This is a genomic window from Thermodesulfobacteriota bacterium (assembly GCA_034189135.1).
Taxonomy (GTDB): Bacteria; Desulfobacterota; Desulfobacteria; order Desulfobacterales; family JAUWMJ01; genus JAUWMJ01.
In genome coordinates, this window is the sequence record JAXHVO010000021.1 from 1 (window position 1) to 21,913 (window position 21,913).

Annotated in this window: 23 protein-coding genes; 8 read left to right on the top strand and 15 right to left on the bottom strand. The window is 42.9% G+C overall.

Annotated elements, in window-relative coordinates; all coding sequences use genetic code 11:
• Nucleotides 1-320: 320 nt before the first annotated feature.
• The 6 genes from SWH54_02390 (at nucleotide 321) to SWH54_02415 (ending at nucleotide 5,414) form a co-directional block, all read left to right on the top strand.
• A complete protein-coding gene (locus SWH54_02390; protein MDY6790096.1) occupies nucleotides 321-626 on the top strand; it encodes a hypothetical protein in 306 nt (101 codons plus the stop codon).
• Complete coding sequence (locus SWH54_02395; protein MDY6790097.1) at nucleotides 583-945, top strand: CHC2 zinc finger domain-containing protein; 363 nt, start codon at nucleotides 583-585, stop codon at nucleotides 943-945. The genes SWH54_02390 and SWH54_02395 overlap by 44 nt, the downstream gene beginning before the upstream one ends.
• 312 nt (nucleotides 946-1,257) lie before the next feature.
• Nucleotides 1,258-1,995, top strand: coding sequence for a hypothetical protein (locus SWH54_02400; GenBank protein ID MDY6790098.1), 738 nt, complete (start codon nucleotides 1,258-1,260; stop codon nucleotides 1,993-1,995).
• On the top strand, nucleotides 1,979-2,761 hold the full coding sequence (locus tag SWH54_02405) for a TPM domain-containing protein (protein ID MDY6790099.1): 783 nt from the start codon (nucleotides 1,979-1,981) through the stop codon (nucleotides 2,759-2,761). Before SWH54_02400 ends, SWH54_02405 begins: the two co-directional genes overlap by 17 nt.
• A gap of 257 nt (nucleotides 2,762-3,018) precedes the next feature.
• Nucleotides 3,019-3,597 carry a LemA family protein gene (locus SWH54_02410; protein ID MDY6790100.1) on the top strand — a complete coding sequence of 193 codons (579 nt, stop codon included), beginning with the start codon at nucleotides 3,019-3,021 and terminating at the stop codon, nucleotides 3,595-3,597.
• 158 nt (nucleotides 3,598-3,755) lie between these two features.
• On the top strand, nucleotides 3,756-5,414 hold the full coding sequence (locus tag SWH54_02415; GenBank protein MDY6790101.1) for a TPM domain-containing protein: 1,659 nt from the start codon (nucleotides 3,756-3,758) through the stop codon (nucleotides 5,412-5,414).
• Nucleotides 5,415-5,494: 80 nt separating this feature from the next.
• Here SWH54_02415 and SWH54_02420 read toward each other — a convergent pair whose 3' ends face one another.
• The 4 genes from SWH54_02420 to SWH54_02435 all read right to left on the bottom strand — a co-directional run bounded on the left by SWH54_02420 (nucleotide 5,495) and on the right by SWH54_02435 (nucleotide 7,891).
• Entirely contained in the window at nucleotides 5,495-5,929 is a 435-nt protein-coding gene (locus SWH54_02420; GenBank protein MDY6790102.1) for a rhodanese-like domain-containing protein, read from the bottom strand.
• 161 nt (nucleotides 5,930-6,090) lie between these two features.
• On the bottom strand, nucleotides 6,091-7,209 hold the full coding sequence (locus SWH54_02425) for a multiheme c-type cytochrome (GenBank protein ID MDY6790103.1): 1,119 nt from the start codon (nucleotides 7,207-7,209) through the stop codon (nucleotides 6,091-6,093).
• 9 nt (nucleotides 7,210-7,218) lie between these two features.
• On the bottom strand, nucleotides 7,219-7,434 hold the full coding sequence (locus SWH54_02430; protein MDY6790104.1) for a hypothetical protein: 216 nt from the start codon (nucleotides 7,432-7,434) through the stop codon (nucleotides 7,219-7,221).
• A 109-nt stretch (nucleotides 7,435-7,543) separates the two neighbouring features.
• A complete protein-coding gene (locus tag SWH54_02435) occupies nucleotides 7,544-7,891 on the bottom strand; it encodes a NifB/NifX family molybdenum-iron cluster-binding protein (protein MDY6790105.1) in 348 nt (115 codons plus the stop codon).
• A 446-nt stretch (nucleotides 7,892-8,337) separates the two neighbouring features.
• On the opposite strand from SWH54_02435, the gene SWH54_02440 reads away from it, so the two are divergent.
• The gene (locus SWH54_02440) at nucleotides 8,338-9,678 is read left to right on the top strand and encodes a sigma 54-interacting transcriptional regulator (protein ID MDY6790106.1); all 1,341 of its coding nucleotides are present in this window, start codon (nucleotides 8,338-8,340) and stop codon (nucleotides 9,676-9,678) included.
• 57 nt (nucleotides 9,679-9,735) lie between these two features.
• Here SWH54_02440 and SWH54_02445 read toward each other — a convergent pair whose 3' ends face one another.
• The 11 genes from SWH54_02445 to SWH54_02495 all read right to left on the bottom strand — a co-directional run bounded on the left by SWH54_02445 (nucleotide 9,736) and on the right by SWH54_02495 (nucleotide 19,467).
• The gene (locus SWH54_02445) at nucleotides 9,736-10,245 is read right to left on the bottom strand and encodes a hypothetical protein (GenBank protein ID MDY6790107.1); all 510 of its coding nucleotides are present in this window, start codon (nucleotides 10,243-10,245) and stop codon (nucleotides 9,736-9,738) included.
• 1 nt (nucleotide 10,246) lies between these two features.
• Entirely contained in the window at nucleotides 10,247-11,071 is an 825-nt protein-coding gene (larE, locus tag SWH54_02450) for an ATP-dependent sacrificial sulfur transferase LarE (protein ID MDY6790108.1), read from the bottom strand.
• 9 nt (nucleotides 11,072-11,080) lie between these two features.
• The gene (locus tag SWH54_02455) at nucleotides 11,081-11,701 is read right to left on the bottom strand and encodes a cyclodeaminase/cyclohydrolase family protein (GenBank protein MDY6790109.1); all 621 of its coding nucleotides are present in this window, start codon (nucleotides 11,699-11,701) and stop codon (nucleotides 11,081-11,083) included.
• 10 nt (nucleotides 11,702-11,711) lie between these two features.
• A complete protein-coding gene (gene hutI / locus SWH54_02460; protein MDY6790110.1) occupies nucleotides 11,712-12,965 on the bottom strand; it encodes an imidazolonepropionase in 1,254 nt (417 codons plus the stop codon).
• A gap of 35 nt (nucleotides 12,966-13,000) precedes the next feature.
• Entirely contained in the window at nucleotides 13,001-13,897 is an 897-nt protein-coding gene (gene ftcD, locus SWH54_02465) for a glutamate formimidoyltransferase (GenBank protein ID MDY6790111.1), read from the bottom strand.
• 21 nt (nucleotides 13,898-13,918) lie between these two features.
• On the bottom strand, nucleotides 13,919-14,653 hold the full coding sequence (locus tag SWH54_02470; GenBank protein MDY6790112.1) for an ABC transporter ATP-binding protein: 735 nt from the start codon (nucleotides 14,651-14,653) through the stop codon (nucleotides 13,919-13,921).
• Nucleotides 14,640-15,404 carry an ABC transporter ATP-binding protein gene (locus SWH54_02475; protein ID MDY6790113.1) on the bottom strand — a complete coding sequence of 255 codons (765 nt, stop codon included), beginning with the start codon at nucleotides 15,402-15,404 and terminating at the stop codon, nucleotides 14,640-14,642. Before SWH54_02475 ends, SWH54_02470 begins: the two co-directional genes overlap by 14 nt.
• Nucleotides 15,404-16,273: a branched-chain amino acid ABC transporter permease gene (locus SWH54_02480; protein ID MDY6790114.1), complete on the bottom strand. Its 870-nt coding sequence runs from the start codon at nucleotides 16,271-16,273 to the stop codon at nucleotides 15,404-15,406. Before SWH54_02480 ends, SWH54_02475 begins: the two co-directional genes overlap by 1 nt.
• A 3-nt stretch (nucleotides 16,274-16,276) precedes the next feature.
• Nucleotides 16,277-17,137, bottom strand: coding sequence for a branched-chain amino acid ABC transporter permease (locus SWH54_02485; protein ID MDY6790115.1), 861 nt, complete (start codon nucleotides 17,135-17,137; stop codon nucleotides 16,277-16,279).
• Nucleotides 17,138-17,269: 132 nt separating this feature from the next.
• On the bottom strand, nucleotides 17,270-18,424 hold the full coding sequence (locus SWH54_02490; GenBank protein MDY6790116.1) for an ABC transporter substrate-binding protein: 1,155 nt from the start codon (nucleotides 18,422-18,424) through the stop codon (nucleotides 17,270-17,272).
• Nucleotides 18,425-18,726: 302 nt separating this feature from the next.
• Entirely contained in the window at nucleotides 18,727-19,467 is a 741-nt protein-coding gene (locus SWH54_02495; protein ID MDY6790117.1) for a GntR family transcriptional regulator, read from the bottom strand.
• Between the two features lie 327 nt (nucleotides 19,468-19,794).
• Here SWH54_02495 and SWH54_02500 point away from each other — a divergent pair, with 327 nt between their 5' ends.
• On the top strand, nucleotides 19,795-21,819 hold the full coding sequence (locus tag SWH54_02500) for a urocanate hydratase (protein MDY6790118.1): 2,025 nt from the start codon (nucleotides 19,795-19,797) through the stop codon (nucleotides 21,817-21,819).
• Nucleotides 21,820-21,913: the final 94 nt, after the last annotated feature.

Here is a 21,913-nt window from a genome sequence, read left to right on the forward strand (position 1 = left end):
CTTTAACGAGTTGCCAATGCAAGTAAATTATGCATTTTCTGGAAAATCTTCGTTTTACTTCTATGCGATTTTACATCGTAAATTCAAACAGTTTTCAATTGTCGTTCAGACACTAATTAAAAAATTGATTTTTTGTCAACTATTTTCTTGACAAGTTTTTTGAGGGGGAATTTTCGGCAGAAAAAAGGCCATCAACTTTTGAACTTTGGCGAGATCGGAGTTGATGGCCTGGAAAGTGTTCCAGTGGACAAAGCCACTTAGGAACCTTTACTTTTTTCTATCGTATCTTCCCGGAAAAATCAAGAAAGGAGGTGATTTTATTGAACACAAGCAGCCTTGAAACAACAGACATATTCAGAGGCGCATTCTTTTTATGCATGGGCGGTGATTTAAGTGATATCCGGTTCAGAACCAATGGAAAACGAATCGCATCTTTTATGTTTACCGGCGCTGATCTGGATAAGCTGGATAAAGATTATATGAACGGCCATGCCCTGGTTAATCCGGTTCAGTTCAGAGAGTCCTTAAATCGTTTGCGTGACATTTTATTTGAAAAACTACGAGATAGCAGGAGATACGAGAATGATAGAAAAAGAAAAAATCGAACGCATCAAAACCACGGTTGACCTTGCCGCCCTGGTCAGGGCCAAAGGCGTTAAACTCAAGAAAAACGGCAAAAGCTTTTTTGGCCTGTGCCCCTTCCATGACGATCACAATCCATCACTTTCTATCAATCCAACCACAAACTTATGGCAGTGTTTTGGCTGCGGCACAGGCGGTGATGTGATCCGGTTTGTCGAGCTGTTTGACCAGGTGGACTTTAAAGAGGCGGTCGAGATATTGACGGATAACGGTTTTAAAAAGACCGCTGAAAAGGGGTCAAGTCCATTTATGACTTATTTGGCCAGTAATGATAGGCAATCCAATTATGGCACGACCATTTAGAATACAATATCCAGATGCATAGTAGCATGTAATGAACCGTGGAAGACGTGGCGAGGATATTTTTTCAGATGATCAGGACTATATGATGTTTAAGTATTTTATCCGCTGCCTTGATAATGAAGTGCCCTTTACCCTGCAACAAATAAAACAAATGAACCACCTATCCAATAAATCCTGTTAATCCTGTCAACATTAGTGGCTTCCAGACATCCACGGTTGAAAGATATGAGTTGATATTTAAATCTCTTTGTTTTAAAAATATTTCTCATTATTTTCTGCCTTAATTCAGGCTTTTTTTCTAAGGAGGATTTTATGAATGATATCAATGTAAAGGATGAGGCTTCAACTAAATTTAAGCCTTTTCTGGATGTTGTATTAAACAAATATATGGACAAGATCCATTCCATTCACCTCACGGGGAGTGCATTGACTGAAGATTTTAATCCCCATACCTCGGATATCAATTCCATCATTGTACTGAATCGAATGGATTTGAAATTTCTTGAAGATTTTGCCCCTCTTGGCAAAAAATTCGGCAAAAAGCAGGTTGCTTCCCCGCTGATTATGACCCCGGATTATATTTCAACTTCCCTGGATGTTTTCCCGGTTGAATTTCTAACCATAAAACTCCTTCACCATACCGTTTTCGGACAAGATATCCTCCAAGACATTGAAATAAACCACTCTGATCTCAGGCATCAGTGTGAAAGTGAGCTGAAAGTGAAATTAATTGAACTCAGGCAGGGATATCTTTCTTCTTTAGGGAGCAAAAAGTTCCTAGCAGACGGATTCATACGTTCTTTTTCCGGATATATTCCCCTTTTCAGGGGTATCATTGTTCTTTTTGGGAAAGCGCCTCCCAAAGAAAATGAAGAGGTACTGACCGCTTTGCGGGATGCATCCGGTGTTAATCTCGATGTATTTAAAAAGGTATTGAAAGCTAAAAAAGATAAAACAGAGCTTTCCATTGAAACGTTAAACTCCATATTCGAAGACTACTATAGGGCGATCGAACAACTGGGGAATATTACCGATGAAATTAAAGCGTAATTTAATATATATTCTTTCAATTTTATTTTTATTGCTGTTGACGGCCCAATTTTCCCATGCGGTCAGCATACCGGAAAGCCCCGGCAAACATGTGGTTGACCTTGCAGATATCATTGATCATCCGATTAAAATCAAACTCAATCAGTACTTAAGAGAACTCCAACTGAAGACCACCGCACAGATTGCGATTCTCACCATTAAAAGTCTCGAGGGCGGATCAATTGAAGATTTATCCATAACGGTGGCTCATGATAAATGGAAACTCGGCCAAAAAGGAAAGGACAACGGCATATTGCTGCTGGTATCCCTCAACGACAGAAAGTACAGAATTGAAGTCGGCTACGGCCTTGAGGGAGTGATTCCGGATAGTTTGGCCGGAAGCATTGGACGCAACTATCTGGTTCCTTTTTTCAGAAAGGGGGATTATTCCACCGGAATTTATACTGCTGCGGTTGCTTTGGCCAATGAAATCGCCAAAGATTCCGGCGTCACCATCAGCGGAATGCCACAACCGGGGAAGACCTTTCAACGCACCAAAGAAGATCAGCCCACCGGTTTCTTTGGCAAGATCGTATCCGTTATTTTTTTCGTCATTTTATTTATTCTGTTTATCAGAAATCCAAGACTGTTTCTCATGCTTTTGCTTTTTTCTTCCATTGGAGGAAGACGCGGAGGCTGGGGAGGCGGAGGCGGTTTCGGTGGAAGCGGCGGCTTTGGTGGCGGAGGCGGCGGTTTCGGCGGAGGCGGCGCTTCAGGGGGATGGTAAGATCATAATGATTCGAGGGTTCAGGTGTTCGAGTGATCCGCCACAGAACAGGCGGATAAAACTGCTTAAGAATTAAAAGTTTAGTAAAGGTACTATGTAACCATTTACGGCTTGAAACTCGAAATTGAAAAGTAGAAATTCGGGAAACATGAAAACTAAATTTCCAATCTCAACTTTCTAATTTCAACGTACTGTGAACGCTTACAATCAATCAATCTGGAAGAAAACCATTTTAAAATACCTTTATGGAGGTTTCTATGTCAACTGGAACAAAAATCATTCTAATCATATTCGGTGTATTTCTCTTGCTTGCCTTGCTGGTGGGCGGAAAACTGATCAGCGGGTATAACACCGTCATTTCCATGGACGAAAATGTTAAGGGAAAGTGGGCCCAGGTGGAAAATCAGCTCAAGCGAAGGTATGACCTTATTCCCAATCTGGTTGAAACAGTTAAGGGCTATGCCAAACACGAAAAAGAGCTGTTTGAAAATATTGCAGAAGCCAGAACCAAGTACTTTCAGGCCAAAGGTGTAAAAGATAAGGTGGCAGGCGCCAATCGTCTTGAAGGTGTACTGTCAAGGCTGCTCCTTTTGCAGGAAAGATATCCGGACCTAAAGGCAAACCAGTCGTTTCTCAAGCTCCAGGACAGCCTTGAAGGAACCGAAAACAGAATTGCGGTTGAAAGGAAAAGATACAACGATGCGGTTCAGATCTTAAATACATACATCCGAACATTTTTCGGCAGATTCTTTGCCGCATTTGCCAACGTCTCAAAAGCAGAATACTATGAAATTCCTGAAGCTGAAAAGGCCGCACCCAAAGTGAAATTTGAATAAATGTAACTAATCACGTCGTCAGGCTGAAGCTGTTTAGACTGAAGGCTGAAGGGGAAAAAACACGATTTCTGTATGTTGACGAAAATATCTGATTTCCATGACAACCTTCTTTCTTAAACCTAAAATCTGAGTAGTTACTACAAAGAATACAAGGTCAAATGAAGAAATATTTTCTCATTTTCTTTATCTGTATCCTCGGAGCGGTTCTTTATACCCTCTATTTTCATCAAATACTTTTTCCACTCCAAAACATTGACTTTAAGCACAGGCCGGCCGGTAATGCCCATCTTTTTGACTACGCCAATATACTTCAAGATGTGGAAGAATATTCAAATAACTATCTAAAAACGATTAATGATCGTTATAAGATAGAAACGCTTATGGTAAGCATTCCCTCCCTTAACCACCTGAGAACTGTTGGGGAAGCGGCTGTGGAGATATTAAACAACTGGAAAATCGGAAAAGATGATAATGGCAGAGGAATCCTCCTGCTGCTGGCAGATAAAGAAAAACAGGTTAAACTTGAAGTATCGTATGAACTGGAAGACGTATTTACCGATATTTTCTGCGGCTATGTGGAAGACAAACAGCTTGGACCCTATTTTTTAGCTGGACAACTGGGCACCGGCCTGCTGGCAGTCATGGAAGAAATAGAAAACCGCGCTCAAATAAAACACCAGGGTAAATATAACGTCCATTCAATTTCACGGTTGGATGGTATTCTGCTTTCAGGAGGTGCAGGGGCCACACAAAAGTTACTCGAGTTTAACAAAGAGACTGTGCAAACAGGCAACGCTTTTTTTCCGGCCGGAAAAACCCCTGCGCAAGCATGGGAGACCCTGCTAAACAGCTGGCGCATGAAGTCCCGCAACCCGAACCTGGAAATATATACCCACGTCACCCGACTGGCTTACAGGGATTTTCAAAACCTTCCGGATTCCCGATATGAAGAAGATGTAAAAACCTACGGGAAAAAACCCTATGAGGTCATTGGCAATAATCATTATGCGGTCATTTTTTTCGGGAATAAAACCGGATGGGAAAATGCCCCCTTCTTATTCTGCAGGACTTCTGAAGGATGGCAGTTTGATATCGTCCATCAACGCAAGTATATCCGCATGGGCCCCAACCCCAAATGGGGGATTGAACGCACCAACCATCCCTATATCGATCTGTTAGCAAAATGCCCTTATTGGATGGGTCAGGACATCCCCCTTGAAAAACAGGATAAATATCGAACGATCGATGATAAACAAATTGCCGGGCAGATCAAAAGGCTTGAAAAGAAATATCAAACCAATCCCGCTGACATCGGTTTACTGATTGAACTGGGTAGGTTATATACCATTACGTCTATGGGCTTAAAAAGCATTCCTATTTTGAAAAAGGCGAAACAGTTTAACCCTGACCACCCGCTTCCGTATAAATATCTTGCCATTCGCTATGTGGACAGTACTTACCAGTACCGTAAAGCCATACAAGAGATGAAAGCCTATGTAAAATTAAAACCGGACGATGTCTTTGGGCGAAATTTTTTGGGTTATGTTTATTTTTGCCTAAAAAAATATCACCCGGCCATTACTGAATTCAATAAAGCCGTGGAGCTGAAAAAAGACAATTGTTACGCTTTTTGCAAATTATCAAGATGTTATGGTTTGCTTCATCTCAATAAATCTAGATCCGTAATGCCTATTTCAACCCACAGCAACAAGCAACTTACCATTGAAATGCAGCAAAAAGCCCAACAGACGGTGACACCGGATGCAAGAAGAATCACCTGGTTGAAATCGTGGCTGAGAAAAAATAAGCTGTTATAGCAGACCTGTCTAAACGCGGATGTACAAATAAAAAAGGGCACCTCAAGTTGAAGTGCCCTTTTTTTGAATAATGGGGGGGGTTATTCAATCGGATATCCGGCTTTTTCCCAAGCCTTCCAACCACCAGCCATATTTTTGACGTTTTTGTATCCCATTCGACAAAGGGTACAGGTTGCCAGGCATCCCCGTCCTCCGCTCTTGCAGTACATGGCAATTTTGGCATTCTTGTCGGGGATTTTTTTAGCAATCTTAAACTCCAGCAAGCCCCTGGGGATATTCATTGCCCCGGGGATATGTCCCATTTTAAACTCCTTTTTTGTCCGACAGTCCAAAAAAATATATCCGCCTTTGTCTAGTAGGCCTTTGGCTTCAGAGACCGATACCTCACAAATATTTTTTTTGGCTTCGGCCACAAGCTCTTTGGCTGTCATATCCTTGGCCACCGCAACAGGAGCGGTCAGAGCCAAGGTTGAAACTATAGCCAGTACAAATACAAACAGAATACTTTTTTTCATGGCATTTCCTCCTTTAATCCTTAAGTGTGAAGACCATTTGCCGGCAGATACCTTGAGACGATATCACTAAATGTCTGTTTGCCATTATCTTCCGGTATTGAATCATTATCGATCATTTCGCTGATTCAAAAACCTGCGGTAAAAGCCGGGTGTAGCTCTTTTTACTCATTTCTCCTTTTAGGGGGAATCAGATGTTTGGGCACAATCACATTTTTGTTCGCCTTTACATATTTTCTTTTCACATCCTTTTTAAGCAGAAACAGTTCTTTATTTCCATGACAGGCATTGCACGTTTTGTTTTGCGGCGTCTGTCTTCTTATATTATGCGGCGTAGCCAGTTTCCACGTGGGAAGTCTATCAAAGTTTTTCAATCCACGCTTGACATAAAACTTAAAGGTATCCTGATCCACCGGGATATGACGAACCGTAACAAAACTTTCGGGTCTTTTTTCCGATTTCGCGGGATTCAGACCGATCTTGAATTGCATGTCTGACGACTTGGTTTTAAAGAACTTAAGGCCTTTTTTATCCTTTCCAACATGACAGGCATAACAGTTTTTGTAGGGCTGTGAATGACAAACATTACAGCTCACCTGATCTTTATGAATCCAATGGTTTTTAACATTTTGCGCTTTTGCGTCATAGATCGCCTGATGGCAATCCAAACATTTGGGACCGTTTTCCACCTCATAACGATTCGCATAATCCTTGCCATCCCCGTGCATTTCATCTGCTTTGTGGCACTTATTGCATTTAAAATATTTTTCTTTATGTATATCCGGTTTAAATCCCTTATTTTCACCGAGATACTCTTTTCCGACCCGGCTTCCGTGACAAGCCGTACAGACTTCCTGCATCGGAGGTCTTTTCTGGAACAGGTGTCCTTCCAGTAATCCTCCTTCCACCGAATCAGGACGGCTGATATGGCATTGCCCGCAACTGCTGTGGCAGGCACTGCAATGACCCTCTCTGGCCGCATTTACCTTTTGGTGGACCGGCTTGTCCGTATTCGCCCTGGCGTCTATTATTTTCTTAAAAGGAGACAGGCTAATGTGAAGGCTGGTTTTATAGTTTTCTGCAATCTCTTCATGGCATGCACCGCAACTTTCTGACGGATCAGGAAAGGATGGATCTTTGGCTACTCCTTTGTGGGCTTTACGCCAGTCAGGTTCGTCTGGATTACCACCATGGCATTCCTGACATTCAATCTCACCATGATTTTCATCTTCGGCTATTTCGCTGTCCACAAAGAGCTTTTCGTGCGGAGCCAACGGCTCCACCGCTCCACCTCATCCCTCTCCTTTCGTTTCTGCTGAAGCTCCGGGCTTACCTTTATTGACTTTAGCAATCTCTCTGGTGATCTTTATCAACTTTCGTGCATTTGTATGGCAGGTGAAACAGTAATTCTCCTTCTCTGCCGATCGGGCCCCCGGGCTGCTATAAAGCAATAAAAGGGAAACAGCAAAGACCAACCCCAAACAAATGACAACTCTAATGGCTTTCATGGTCTTGCTCCTTAATTTTCATACTTCAATTATTCTTGGCATCAATTTTACCCCTCAAACAATCCTCCTTTACCCTTATCACCTCCTTTATGCTTTAAACCAGGTCCCATCAGCGGCTATACTTGAATCCAGGCATATGAAACCGAGGTTCGTTTAGCTTCTTAGACAAATATGCCGCCACTATCTGGTCTATCTCTCCGGCAATGCCGGTGGTTAAATGGATCTTTGCACTCTGAAGCATGTGGTAAAGCAAATCACTGATTCCGCTGCATATAATGGTTTTAACTTTCAGCTTTTGCAAAATTGCCGCGCGTTCCGTTATGGACAACTGATCCAGATAGATCTCACTTCTTTCTATTTCTTTGCTATGGTCAATATCCACCAACAAGAGCCGGGTACATGAATCAAACACCGGCGAAACCCTTGATTGAAAAATGGGAATCGCAATTCTAACCATACCGGTTATGCTTTAATTTTTTTCGGTTCACTAAATGAAAGGCCTATCGGTCTCATTATTGAACGACAACACTACACATATATTTCAGCAATATACGTGCCAAAACCCCAATTAATTTTCCCATCATAGATAACTGACTGAATAACAATTAAATAAATAATATTTAAAAATTAACATCATCAGTATTCACCCGATTATTGGGGTCATTTTACACCCGTTTGCTACATTTTTAAGGAACAAAATAGCCCCATTATAATCCATATATTATGACTTTTATCGATTTTAATTCGCCAAAACCGGTCTAGATGATTGACATCACCACTATATTATTGTTAAAAAAAGATGTTTGTTCGCAGCTATTTTGTAGGCCAAACAGCCCTGCAGCAAAAAACGGCATTTAACAGATAAAAATAATTTTTGCATAAGCCAAAAATCCAACTGGGTAAATGAAACTACCTAAAGAACAAATTAAAGAACACTATCAAATTATCTTGGACAGCATTGCAGATGGCGTTTTTACGGTTAACCTGGATTTACACATTACCTCCTTTAACAGAGGATCAGAACATATCACCGGGATCCCCAGAGAAGAGGCGATCGGACGGCCGTGCTTTGAAGTCTTAAGGGCCAGTATGTGTGAAACCGACTGCCTTATTCGCAAGACCATTGAGGAAAAAAAACCGATTGTAAACATGCCGGTCTATATTCTTCGTGCGGATAAAAAGCGCATTCCCATCAGTGTGACCACCGCTTTGTTGAAAGATTCACAGGGCGAGATTATCGGAGGCGTGGAGAGTTTCAGAGACTTGACGGTAGTTAACAAACTGAGGAAAGAACTTCGCAAACAACATTCTTTTGACGATATCGTGAGCAAGAGCGGGAAGATGCTCGAACTTTTTTCAATTCTGCCACAAATATCTGAAAGCAACAGTACCGTGCTGATTATGGGGGCAAGCGGTACCGGAAAAGAGCTTTTTGCCAGAGCCATTCATAACAATAGCCTGAAAAAAAAGGGGCCTTTCATAGCCATCAATTGCGGTGCCCTGCCCGACAATCTTTGCGAAGCCGAACTCTTTGGATACAAGGCCGGTGCGTTTACGGATGCAAAAAAAGACAAGCCCGGCCGGTTTGCCCTGGCCCAGAATGGGACCATTTTTCTAGACGAAATCGGTGATATCTCAAAGGCCGTGCAGGTCCGCTTGCTCCGTGTTCTGGAAAATAAGGTCTACGAACCTTTAGGATCCACCAAAACAATCAAAACAAATGCCAGGGTAATTGCGGCCACCAACCGAAACCTGGAAAGTATGGTAAAGGAAGGTAAATTCAGGGAAGACTTGTATTTTCGTATTGATATTATAAAATTATCACTACCGCCTCTTTTAGAACGAAAAGAAGATATTCCGCTGCTGGCAGACCATTTTTTAGAACGCTTTAAGCATTTAACCGGCAAGAAAAACGTAGGCCTGTCCCAAAAGGCTGTAGCCGCACTGATGCTCTATGATTGGCCGGGAAATGTACGTGAACTGGAAAATGCCATCGAACACGCCTTTGTGCTCTGCCGGGATGATTTGATCCGCATGCATAACTTACCTGACCGGATTGTACCCAAAAACGATTCCGTGCTTGTCCCCACGGGTTTGACCCTCAAGGAAATTGAAAAACACGCCATCCAGCAGGCCCTTCAAAGAAACCAGTGGAAAAGAATGGCAACGGCCCGTGAACTGGGCATCGATAAGAACACCCTGCGCCGTAAAATCAACCGGTTCGGAATCGCTACACCCCGTTAGTTTTTTTTTAAAATAAGCGTTGGCGCATTGCTTTGCGGTTTATGTTTTGTTTGAATTTTATACGCCAACCGTCTTAAACAGTAAGTTTTTGAATCTCCTTGGCTTTCTTAGCAGAAAAAATCTAACCAGCTTATTAAATTTTGTTTCTACCCCATTGATTTCTTTTTTAATTGAGTTGTCACCACCGCAAAAAGAGGTAATACACATTTCCGGTCTCAAATCAGATGGGAAAATGCACGGTCCTTCTCCTCCTTTAAGAAAGATACAGTTGGACGAAAATAAGGTTTCTTTTTTTAAACATTCCGAAATTTCACCTCTCACAGAGCTTTCCATCACCAAAATATACACAAAATCCGTAAGGGTGATAATTTCGTCCGGTTGTATATTACGGCAACATAGTCCCCGGCACCTGTGCTGACAATAGGCTAAAATCTCTTTTCCCTCTTTAAAAAGATTATTTTGAGCCATTTGAATTTCTTCACATATTCCCTTAACAGCTATCAGATCTTTATGATCTAAATCTTCAATAATTCTCTGCGCTTTGTTAAATTTATATTTTAGCCCCATTTTAGAGATTTACCAAACCAAAAGATCTGTTCAAGCTCCCCGATATATATCCTTCCAGATCCATGGATATATATAAAAACCCGAGATCTTTCAAATTATTTATAATAGCTGTCCTGGTTTTATCATCGATTAATTTTTTAAAATCACCTGGACTTACCTCTATTCTGGCCACCTCATTGTGGTATCGTACACGACAGGATATAAATCCAAGACTTAAAATGAATCGTTCGGCCCGGTCAATCTTGTCAAGGGCTTCTCCGCTTATGGGAATGCCATATGGAATCCGGCTGGCAAGGCAGGCCATTGAAGGCTTATTCCATACAGCTAAACCCATTTCTTGGGAAAGCCTGCGGATATCTTTTTTTGTCATTTTCGCATCCAACAGCGGAGCAATTATTCCCATTTCCACTGCCGCCTTAAATCCCGGGCGAAAATCATCCAGATCGTCCACATTGGCGCCATGGGCGACATATTGAATCCCCATTTCAGCAGCCAGTTTTAAAAGCCCTTCGGCAAGCAGTTTCTTGCAGACGTAGCACCTGTCCTCGTTGTTAACCACAAACTCGGGCAGTTTCATCTCTCTTGATTGCATCATAATGTGCTTTATACCCAATCTTTTGGCAAACTTTTTGGTAAATTCGGTTTCTCTTTCAGGGTGAATGGGAGATTGTGCCGTTACCGCAATTACATTCTTGTGTAATACTTTACTCGCCGTCTCAAGAAGAAATGTGCTGTCCACACCGCCTGAGAAAGCAACCATCAAATGATCGTATCTCTCTATAATCGAAATTAATTTTTGCTTTTTATTTTGAATGTCTTTGTTCATTTACTTGTTTTATATGGAAATACCCAACAGTATTATTCTTTCCTTGTTTTCGATCTCTTTTTCCAAATGGATGACATCTTTTCTTATTCCTTTTACAAAATCCACATCCTCTATGGAAGCCAGATTGATTTTAACATTATATAAAGCGGAGAGAACAGCAGTTCTTGCCATCATAGCTGCCACTGCCCCGTCTGTAACGGCATTCTTATTTCCGTGTTTTACTACTTTATGGGCTAGTTCAATAATCTTTATAGCTTTTTTGGCTACACCCAGTGGAACCAGGGCAGCATTTTTTAACGCATCCTGTATCGCCCGTTTTCTCTTGTTCTCCTCCTGTCCATTGCCTTTTGGCAATTTAAATGCTGTCAGCACATCATCATATGCACCTGAATCCCGGTCTATGTCTTTCATAAGTTCAATTCTAAAATCAGTGGCATCTTTTACAATATCTTTCATCTGTGTTTCTGTTGCTTCAAAACCTTTTTTCCCTATCGTCAGGTGAGCCACCATTTCAGCAAGGCTTGCCGCTATAGCCGCACTCAGTGCAGAAATACTCCCTCCTCCGGGAACCGGAGAACCTGACGCGGTCTTTGCCAGAAATTCTTTTATGCTTAACTCTGCTAAATTCATATGATTCATTTTATTCCTTTTCAAAAACCAGGTTTCCGTCTTTTATCACTTTTTCTACCGTACTTACCCCAATATGGTAGGGAATATATTGGTAAGAGGGAAATTCAAGTACGATAACATCACCTTTCTTGCCGATATCAATACTTCCGATTGTATCTGCCCTGTCGAGGGCCGCTGCTCCGTTAATTGTCAAAGCCGTCACAGCCTCCTCCGTGGTTATATCCATATAAAGAACAGCCAGGGCAAAAATCAACGGTATGGACTCCGTAAAACAGCTTCCCGGGTTTAAGTCGGTTGCCAGAGCCACCGCACAGTTGCTGTCAATCATGTATCGGCCCTTGGCGTATGGTTCTTTCAGGCTGAATGCCGTTGCCGGAAGCAATGTAGCTACTATGCCTTTTTGGGCCATATCCCGGATACCTTTTTCAGAGGCGCAAAGCAAATGATCTGCCGATACGGCACCGAGTTCGGCAGCCAGTTCTGCCCCTCCAAGCTGAACAATTTCGTCTGCATGAATTTTTAATAAAAATCCCATATCCCGGGCTCGACTTAACAGTCGCCTCGACTGCTCCACGGAAAATACATTCTTTTCGCAAAAAATATCGCAAAATTCTGCCAGCCTTCTCTTTGAAACTTCGGGTATGACATGTTCAATCACATAGTCGATATATTCGTCTTCCCTTCCTTTATAATCTTTTGGAACAGCATGAGCGCCTAAAAATGTCCGCACAATATCAACCGGGTGGGTTTTATTCAAGTCCGACATAACTTCCAACTGTTTCAGCTCAGTATCATAATCCAAACCGTAACCGCTTTTCCCTTCAACCGTGGTCACACCAAATGACAGCATTGAATCCAGCCTTTTTTCCCCAGCTTCAATCAATTCATTTTTTTTGGCTTCCCTGGTTGCCAGAACCGTATTGATGATTCCCCCGCCACGTTCCATAATTTCCATGTAGCTGTCACCGCGAAGCCTCCATGAAAACTCTTGTGCCCTGTAGCCTCCAAAGACAAAATGGGTGTGTGAGTCGACAAATCCAGGCAAAACCGCTTTGCCTTCGGCATCTATGACTGTAAATTTGTCTTCATCAAATCCGGCTAAAACTTCTCCGGTCTTGCCAACCGCCTTAATGATACCTTTTTCAATAACCACAGTCCCATCAGTAATAATTTTAAGATCGGACATGTCTTTTCCCTGTTTGCCTTCAAACCCGCTGCAGGTAACCAGTTGAGAAGAATTCTTTATGATGATATTTCCGTTCATTTTGTGTCCTTTTAGCTCATTTTGTCTGATTTAACTTACTCCCAAATCCTGGCTTCCAGTACCTGCTTCGTAGTAAAATTTTCTATTCCCATATAATACACAGCTGTATCAATTAAGGCCTCCATAGGCACAAGTCCGACAATTTCACTTCCAATGACCTGAACTCCATATCTTTTAGCCTCTGTCCTGACCAGCTCAAAAGACCGGTATAGAGACGTCTTGGTATAATCCGTCATATTCATGGAAACCTGAACAATGCCTCTTTCCGTTAAAGATATTCCGATGGCTTTGCAGTATCGCAGTCCTCCACTTATATGCCTGACATTTTTTGATATGGCGTCGGCAATTTTCATATCACCTGTATTCAGATTAACATTAAAAGCCACCAGCGGCATTCTGGCACCCATTGCTGTTACACCGGCGCTTGGATGGATTTTCTCCGGACCAAAATCAGGCTTCCATGCGGAAGCTTTCATTTTTTCGGCCATTTTCTCAAACTCTCCCTTTCTTATTAGCGCCAGATTTTTCCTTTCAGGAGCAGTAGCGGATTCTTCATATAAAAATATGGGCAACTCATATTTTGACGCTATCTCCTTGGCGACCTCTTTGGAAAAATCGATAGCCTCAGTCATGTTGATATTTCTCACCGGTATAAAAGGAACCACATCTATTGCCCCCATTCTCGGGTGCTGCCCCTTATGTTTTCTCATGTCAATGAGATCAATGGCAGTTCCTATGGCTTCCATAACCGACTGTTTCAGGGGAGGCGGCTCTCCTATGGCTGTGACGACCAGCCTGTTGTGATCTTCATCTCTTTGATAGTCCAAAAGCTTGACACCCTTTTTTCCTCTGAAGGGATGTATAATTTTGTCTATTTTCTCCAAATCTCTGCCTTCGCTGAAATTGGGAACACACTCTAAAATTTTTTTCATGCCTGACATCATCAAGCTCCTTTATTGTTTCTCTTCGGACATTTCATTTTCATCACTCAATCCCAGCAATGCATCAATCAACCCCATATCATTTCGAGCTTCTGCAGCAGATCCCTTCCACACAGCTCTGCCGGATTCCAGCACACAGACCTGATCAGACACTTCGAGAGCTCTTTGTGTGCTTTGCTCGACCAAAATAATGGTCAAACCGTCTCGTTTCAATTCTGTGATGGCCTCATAACAAATATCGATGACTTTTGGCATCAATCCCAAAGAGAGCTCATCGATTAAAAGTAATTGCGGTTTGGACATAAGGGCCCGTCCGATGGAGAGCATCTGTTGTTCGCCACCGGATAGTGATCCGGCCTTTTGCGGTAACCTTTCTCCTAATCGAGGAAATAGAGCAATGATCCGATCGATACCCTCCTGCGTCTTATTTTTGGCTCTGCTATACCCGCCTACGATTAGATTCTCCTTAACTGTCAGGCTTGCAAAAAGCCTCCGACCTTCCGGCGACACGGCAATTCCGCTTTTTATGCGTGCCATAGGCGATGCTTGAGTGATGTCTAAATCCTGGTAAATGACATGGCCTTCATGTACAGCAACATGGCCGGCAATACATAGAATGGTAGATGTCTTGCCCGCACCGTTGGCCCCGAGCAAGGCAGTAATTTTTCCTGCCGGAACATCGAGCGATAAGTTATGTACCGCAGTCATTTCTCCGTATCCACAACTTAAAAGATCAAGCTGCAACATGATGTTTTTCCTTTCCAACGTATGCCGCTCGTACCCCTGGATCACGCATTACTTCATCTGGAATTCCGTCTGCAATCTTGCAGCCATTATCCAGTACCACCAGTCGCTGGCTGACCCGCAAAACTTCACCCAGATTGTGTTCGATCATAACAACGGTCAGCCCTTTTTTATTGATGGTTGCCACCGTATCTGCCAGTTGTGCGGCTTCAATATTATTTAAACCGGCCAATGGCTCGTCCAGCAACAGAACTTTAGGTTCCAAAGCGAGAGCTCGGGCCACTTCAAGCCGCTTGGTCACTCCCAAAGGTTGGCTCACAACGCTTTTTTCTGCAGCATCGGCAATGCCAACCATATTCAGGTATTTTCGAGCACGTTTTCTTTCGGCCGAACGATCGCTATGAACCATGGCCTTGAACACGTTTTTAATACGTCGGTGACCGGCTGCCAGAGCAACGTTGTCCAGCACGGTCATAGACCTAAAAGGCCTTACTATCTGGTGGGTCATCGCCAGGCCCAACAAGGCCCGTTTGTGAGTGGGTAAATGGGTTATGTTCCGCTGTGCTAAAAAAACGTTAGCTGATTGAGGTTTGATGATTCCGGTGATGGCCAGCATCATAGTCGTTTTGCCTGCGCCGTTAGGTCCGATCATACATAAAAATTCGCCTTGATTAACCTTGAATGAAACATTATCCACGGCGACGACTCCGTCGAAGCGGACGGTGACATTTTTCATATCCAGGATTTCGTTCATCAAGACACCTCTTTTCCCCGTACCTTTTTTTTAATAAACCCGACCATACTCTTTACAAACCCTGCCAAACCGTCAGGTGCGAACCGCATGACGGAAAATAGCAAAGCCCCGTACAGCAGAAGTTTATAGTTACTGATGAAACGAAAAAATTCGGGCATGAGGGTGAGTATAATGGTGGCCACAATCACACCAAATACTGAACCAATCCCACCCACGGCCACCATCGAGAGTACGGTGATTGAAGTGATGAAACCGAAGTCATCAGGCATAAGGAACCGTGAAAAAAAAGTATACAGGCCGCCAGCAACGCCTGCCATAGCTGTGCCCATGGCAAAGGCTGCCAGCTTGTAAGCGCCCACATCAACGGTTACTACCCGGGCAGTGTCTTCGTCATCGGCCACGGCATCGAAAGCAAAACCCATCCATGACCGCTTTATCCACAAACTGAAAGCTGCGGTTAAACAGGCAATGACCATGACCAGAATCAGATATCCGACTTTTCCCAAGCCTGGCGCAGGAATTCCAGATATACCCAGTTCACCGCCCAGGGCTTCCTGTTGGCGCACAATTCCTAAAAATAAGAAACCGACACCCATGGTTGTAATGGCTAAAAAATCATGGCGTACGCGCAGGCTGGTCAAACCTACGATCAGTCCGGCGCCACTGGCCAAAATCATGCTAGCTGCAATGGCTGCAGGAAGAGGTATTCCGGTTTTTGCCAGAATGGCGGCCGTGTATGCGCCTATGCCATAGAATGCGGCATGTCCCAAGCTGATTTGTCCACAAAAACCGGAGATCATGTTCAGACCAAGTGCCAGAATGATATTTATACACACGATGGTAGCCAAACTGATTTCATAGATGCCCATAACCTATCTCCCGGATATCAATCCTTGGGGCCTGATCATGAGGACCACGATTAAAAATGCGAATGCGATGGCATCACGGTCCAAAAAGTCGCCAATGTAAATAGTGCCAAAAGCTTCGAGCACGCCCAGCAGCAGTGAAGCAATGAGAGTACCTCTGACGTTTCCCAAACCGCCCAGGACTATGATAGCCAAACCCTTATAACTGGGAACGCCGCCCATGGTTGGCTCGACTATATTGCTAAGAAGAGAAATAAAAATTCCGGCAATAGCGGCTAAAGCGGAGCCGATAAAAAAGTTCAGATATCTAACCTTAATGGTGTCGATGCCGAAAGACTTGGCCATCTCCGCATCGTCCACCGTAGCCCGCCATGCGATACCGATCCTTGTGCTCTGAGCCATGTATGAGAGCAAACCCAGCAAGACGATAGCGGTGACTACCATACTAATCTCCGCGGTCCTCAGGTTGACACCAACAAAGCTGATCTGTGATTGAAGCGGTGGATTGTTGTAAGTCAGTCCATAGGGTCCGAAAACCAGACGAAATATCTCTTCCATGGCAATGAACAGACCTATCGAGGCGATTAGAGCAACGTATGGGGGTCGGTTAAGGATGGGTTGGTAGCAGATACGATACATTAACATACCTACGATGCCGACAATTACGGCTGAAGAAATCATGGCCAGTGTCAAGCTGTCTGTGGCGTTGGTTATAATTAGTCCCAGATATGCTCCCATGGCTAAAAGACCTGCGTGAGCCACGTGCAGGATGCGAAGCAAACCGTAGACCAGAGTCAGCCCCACGGCAATCATGGCATACATACTGCCGTAAATGAGTCCTTGAATCAACAATTCTAGGTATAGCATAAAAGTCGACTCCCGGTGAATATCCCGCAGATCATCCTTCAGGAGGCAGAGTTTATATCTCTACCTCCATCTGGATCATAAGAATAGTAAACCTGTCTAGAGTTTACCCTTCCAGGTATGCGTCAAACAGATTTATTCTTCCGGTGGGGCAAGGAGTTTTGGATCATCAATAATCGAATGCCTGTGCCAGTTACCACTTTTGACTATCTGATTCTGAACAGCCTTCATGACTTCTCCCAGCTTGTTGAAGGCAATCGTGCCGGTAGAAACCTTAAGATTAGTCTCAGCTATAGCTTTTCTCAAGGCTTTTGGATTTGTCGATCCGGCCCGCTTTAAGGCATCAGCAGCGACCATGATGGCTGTATGGGCTGAAGCTGCCACCATATCTGCTTTGAAACCGGCTTTTTTCTCAAATTTTTTGATAAAACTTTTGGTCTCAGCAACATCCGAGTCGCGGTCCAGGCTGGTGGTGATGATCACCCCCTCTGATGCCTTACCGGCAATCTCAATGAATTTTTGTGAATCATATCCTTCCTGGCCGATAATTGGTACAGTCACACCGGCGGCTCTAAGCTGATTTACCAAAGGCCCGGCAGTAAAGTAGTACCCGGATGCATAAATGGCATCTGGATTGTCCGATTTGACCTTGGCCACTATCGAACCGAATTTTCTGTCCTTGATGGAGTATTGGTATTCATTAATTACTTTGACACCAAACTTATCGGTTGCATTTTTAAATCCGGCAGCCAACGACTTTCCAAAATCATTTCTAAGGGTGATGATGACCACGCGTTTTTTGTTTAATATTTTTCCTATAAGCTTTGCCCCAGCGCGCCCCTGAATCTCACCCAAAAAAGAAGTTCGGAAAACATAATCACCGGCACGTGTGATGTCCGGATGGATGGCATAAGCGGATATAAAGGGTATGTTTGCTTCCTGAAACACACCGGCAGCTGACCTTGTTGCACCGGAATAACTACCGGAAACACCTATGACGACTTTGTCCTGACCAATAAGTTTATTTGCAATATGTATTGCTTGGGATGGCTGTGCCTGATCGTCGTATATCACCAGTTCAATCATCTTGCCATGAATCCCCCCTGCTTCGTTGATTTGTTCCAATGCCAGTTTTGCACCCTCTGATGCCGATTTGCCATCGGATGCTGCAAAGCCTGTCAAGGGAACATTGAGTCCAATTTTAATTTTTTTATCAGCCATTGCAATCCCTGCTACCACCGCTATACCCAAAAATAATACCAAAACAATCACCGAAATTCTTTTAATCATTTCCGTACCTCCTTTTTATCATGTTTTCAAAATTTATATATGTGTAATATACCGAAATTAATTTGTATATCTCAGCCAATATGGAACAATTTTATAAACCACGATCAAACCTGTCACCCTCTTCATCCTACAATAATCGTTTTTTATTTCAAATCTTAAAATATGTATATACAATTTAACTTTAATTATTAATATATACTTTTTTGAATGCGCATTTTCAAATTAGTTGTATATACATCTTATATTTCTGGTAACAGTCCTCATTTTTTATGTCAAGTTTTTATTCTTTGTTTTAAATATCTCTAATATAAAATTCCTAATGACTTCTGATCAATTTTTTCACCCGGCTTGAAATTATCTTCAAATGCAAGTTCACCACGGATATAATATTCCACAAATGTGACCGGTTTTTCGAAAGTATAAGTTAAACGCTTGATATGAAAAGCAGGATGACCGGGAGGTTCATGGAATATTTCTGCAATTTCTTTTGTCATGGACAAAGCGGTCATTCGTTGCCAGACTTTGGTAAGCGGTAGGTTGAACTTTTTCACTAAAAGCTCGTGTATGGATATTTTTTCTAAATTTTCCCAAAGAATACCGCCGCATAAATCTCCACGTAAAAATCTGATTTCGTATCGAACCGGTTTTTCATTAAAAAAATGCAACCGTCGCGCAAGAATTGTTTGCTGTTTATATTGTAGCCTTTCGACAACTTCCTGTGGAGGCTCGGCTACAGGTTGAAGCTGTAATACTTTTGTGGTCAGTTTTACGTTTAATTCCTCGGCCTGTTGCCATGAGGGTTGAACTTTAAAATATCCTTGTGAAAAATTACGCTTTTTTACAAAAGTCCCCTTCCCCTGAATTCGTTTAACATAACCGTCATTCTCCAGCTCGGTTAATGCTCTGCGCGCAGTCATGCGGCTGACGGTGAACCTCTTTGCCAGCTGATTTTCTGATGGCAAGGCCGCTTTAAAATGATTCAGCCTGATGCCTTGAAGAAGATGCTGCTTAATTTGCTGGCATTTGGTATTTTGATTTCTCATTCTTTATCTTTATTATTCCAGCAATAAATGTATATACATCAATACATTTTAAAACTGTGTTGGCAATGAGCCAAATAAACGTTATATTTCTTTATGTTGTAAATCAAATATTTTATCCTATTTTATCATTAAACTATATTACAGGACTGACAAGCTATTGCATATTCAATCTATTTTGTCGATATTTTTCTTGACAATTAAAAAATATATTGTATAAACATAAAATGTATATACAACTTATTTTACTGGAGAGTAACCGCACGGGATCAACTAAAAACTCCATCATTTGACAACCCACCTTATTAAGGAGACATGATTCACATGAAAATGCTTTCCAATCATCAAATATCTAAAACAATGAATATCAAGTTGGATGATAAACTTCCGGAAATGCCAGAATTTGTTAAAGGCATTCGCCGTGCGCCTGACAGAGGATTCCGTCTTTCTAAGAATCAGACCGAAATTGCCTTAAAAAATGCTCTTCGTTACATCCCGGAAAAACTTCAGCCTGTGCTGGTACCGGAATTTTTAAAAGAACTAAAGGAAAGAGGAAGAATCTACGGTTATCGTTATCGACCCAAAGGACATATAAAGGCAAAACCCATTGACTCCTATCGTAGTAACTGTCTGGCAGGTAAAGCTTTTCAACTCATGATCGATAATAATTTAGATTTTGACGTGGCTCTCTATCCCTATGAGCTGGTTACATATGGCGAGACCGGTAGTGTATGTCAAAACTGGATGCAATATCGACTGATTAAGATGTACTTGGAAGCACTAACCGAAGAGCAGACACTGGTGGTTCAATCCGGCCATCCTCTTGGCTTGTTCAAATCCGGACCTGAAAATCCCAGGGTAATTATCACCAACGGCTTAATGGTTGGATTGTATGATAATTTGAAAGACTGGGAAGTTGCCACTCAAATGGGTGTTTCCAGCTACGGCCAGATGACTGCCGGCGGCTGGATGTACATCGGCCCACAGGGCATTGTCCATGGCACCTATAATACGTTGCTCAATGCAGCACGATTAAAATGCAATGTCGGACCTGACGAAGATTTGCAGGGTTTGTTGTTTGTCTCATCCGGTCTGGGTGGCATGAGCGGGGCTCAGCCTAAAGCCGCAGAAATTTCCGGCGCAGTATCAATCATTGCCGAGGTGGATTTCTCTCGCATTCAGTCCAGGAACGAACAAGGATGGGTTAAAATAATCTCTTCTGATCTTGACGATGTCTTTGCAAAAGCAAATGAGGCGATAAAGTCGAAAACCCCTCTATCCATTGCCTATCATGGCAACATAGTGGATCTTTTGGAATACATAGTTGCCCAGAATATTAAGGTGGATCTTCTCACCGATCAGACCTCCTGCCATGTTGTTTATGATGGCGGTTACTGCCCGCAGGGCATTACTTTTGAAAAAAGAACGCAGCTTCTTGCCTCAGACCGGGCTGCTTTCAAAAAGCAAGTGGATAAAAGTCTTAAGCATCATTTTGAGCTGGTTAGAATTTTGGTAGACAGAGGCGTCTATTTTTTTGACTATGGGAATTCCTTCATGAAAGCTGTTTTTGACGCAGGAGTCAAAGAGATTTCAAAAAATGGAAAAGACGACAAAGACGGTTTCATCTTTCCATCCTATTTTGAAGATATTATGGGACCCATTTTTGACTATGGATATGGTCCGTTCCGCTGGGTCTGCCTGAGCGGAAAGCATGAGGATCTGGTGAAAACCGATCATGCGGCCATGCACTGCATTGACCAGAAACGCAGAGCAGAAGACCGGGATAATTATGTTTGGATTAGGGACGCGGAAAAGAATAAACTGGTGGTGGGAAGCCAGGCCCGCATCCTGTATCAGGATGCCGCAGGACGCATGCGAATCGCCTTGAAATTTAATGAGCTGGTGAGAAACAACGAAGTCGGCCCCATCATGATCGGCAGGGATCACCATGACCCCGGCGGAACCGACTCCCCTTTCAGAGAGACCGCTAATATCAAAGACGGAAGTAACGTCACTGCAGATATGAGCATCCACTGTTTTGCCGGTAATGCCGCAAGAGGTATGTCTCTGGTGGCCTTGCATAATGGAGGTGGAACAGGCATCGGAAAAGCGATCAATGGTGGATTTGGTTTGGTATTGGACGGCAGTGAAAGAATTGATAAAATTATTCGGTCGGCCCTTTCATGGGATGTTTTGGGTGGGGTGGCCAGAAGGAACTGGGCGCGCAACCCCAACGCCATGTCCGTTGCTATGGAATATAATCGTAACAATCCAAACAGCGACCAGATTACCATCCCCTATATTCCGGATGAGGATCTTGTGAAGACTGCGGTTGCAGATGTTTTTAATAAATAAAGGCTGACAAAAAAGCCGGTCGCATAAAAAATATAGCCCAACATATCGTTTAGCATATTTCTGGTGAACAAATCTCGATTTTGAAATGATGGTT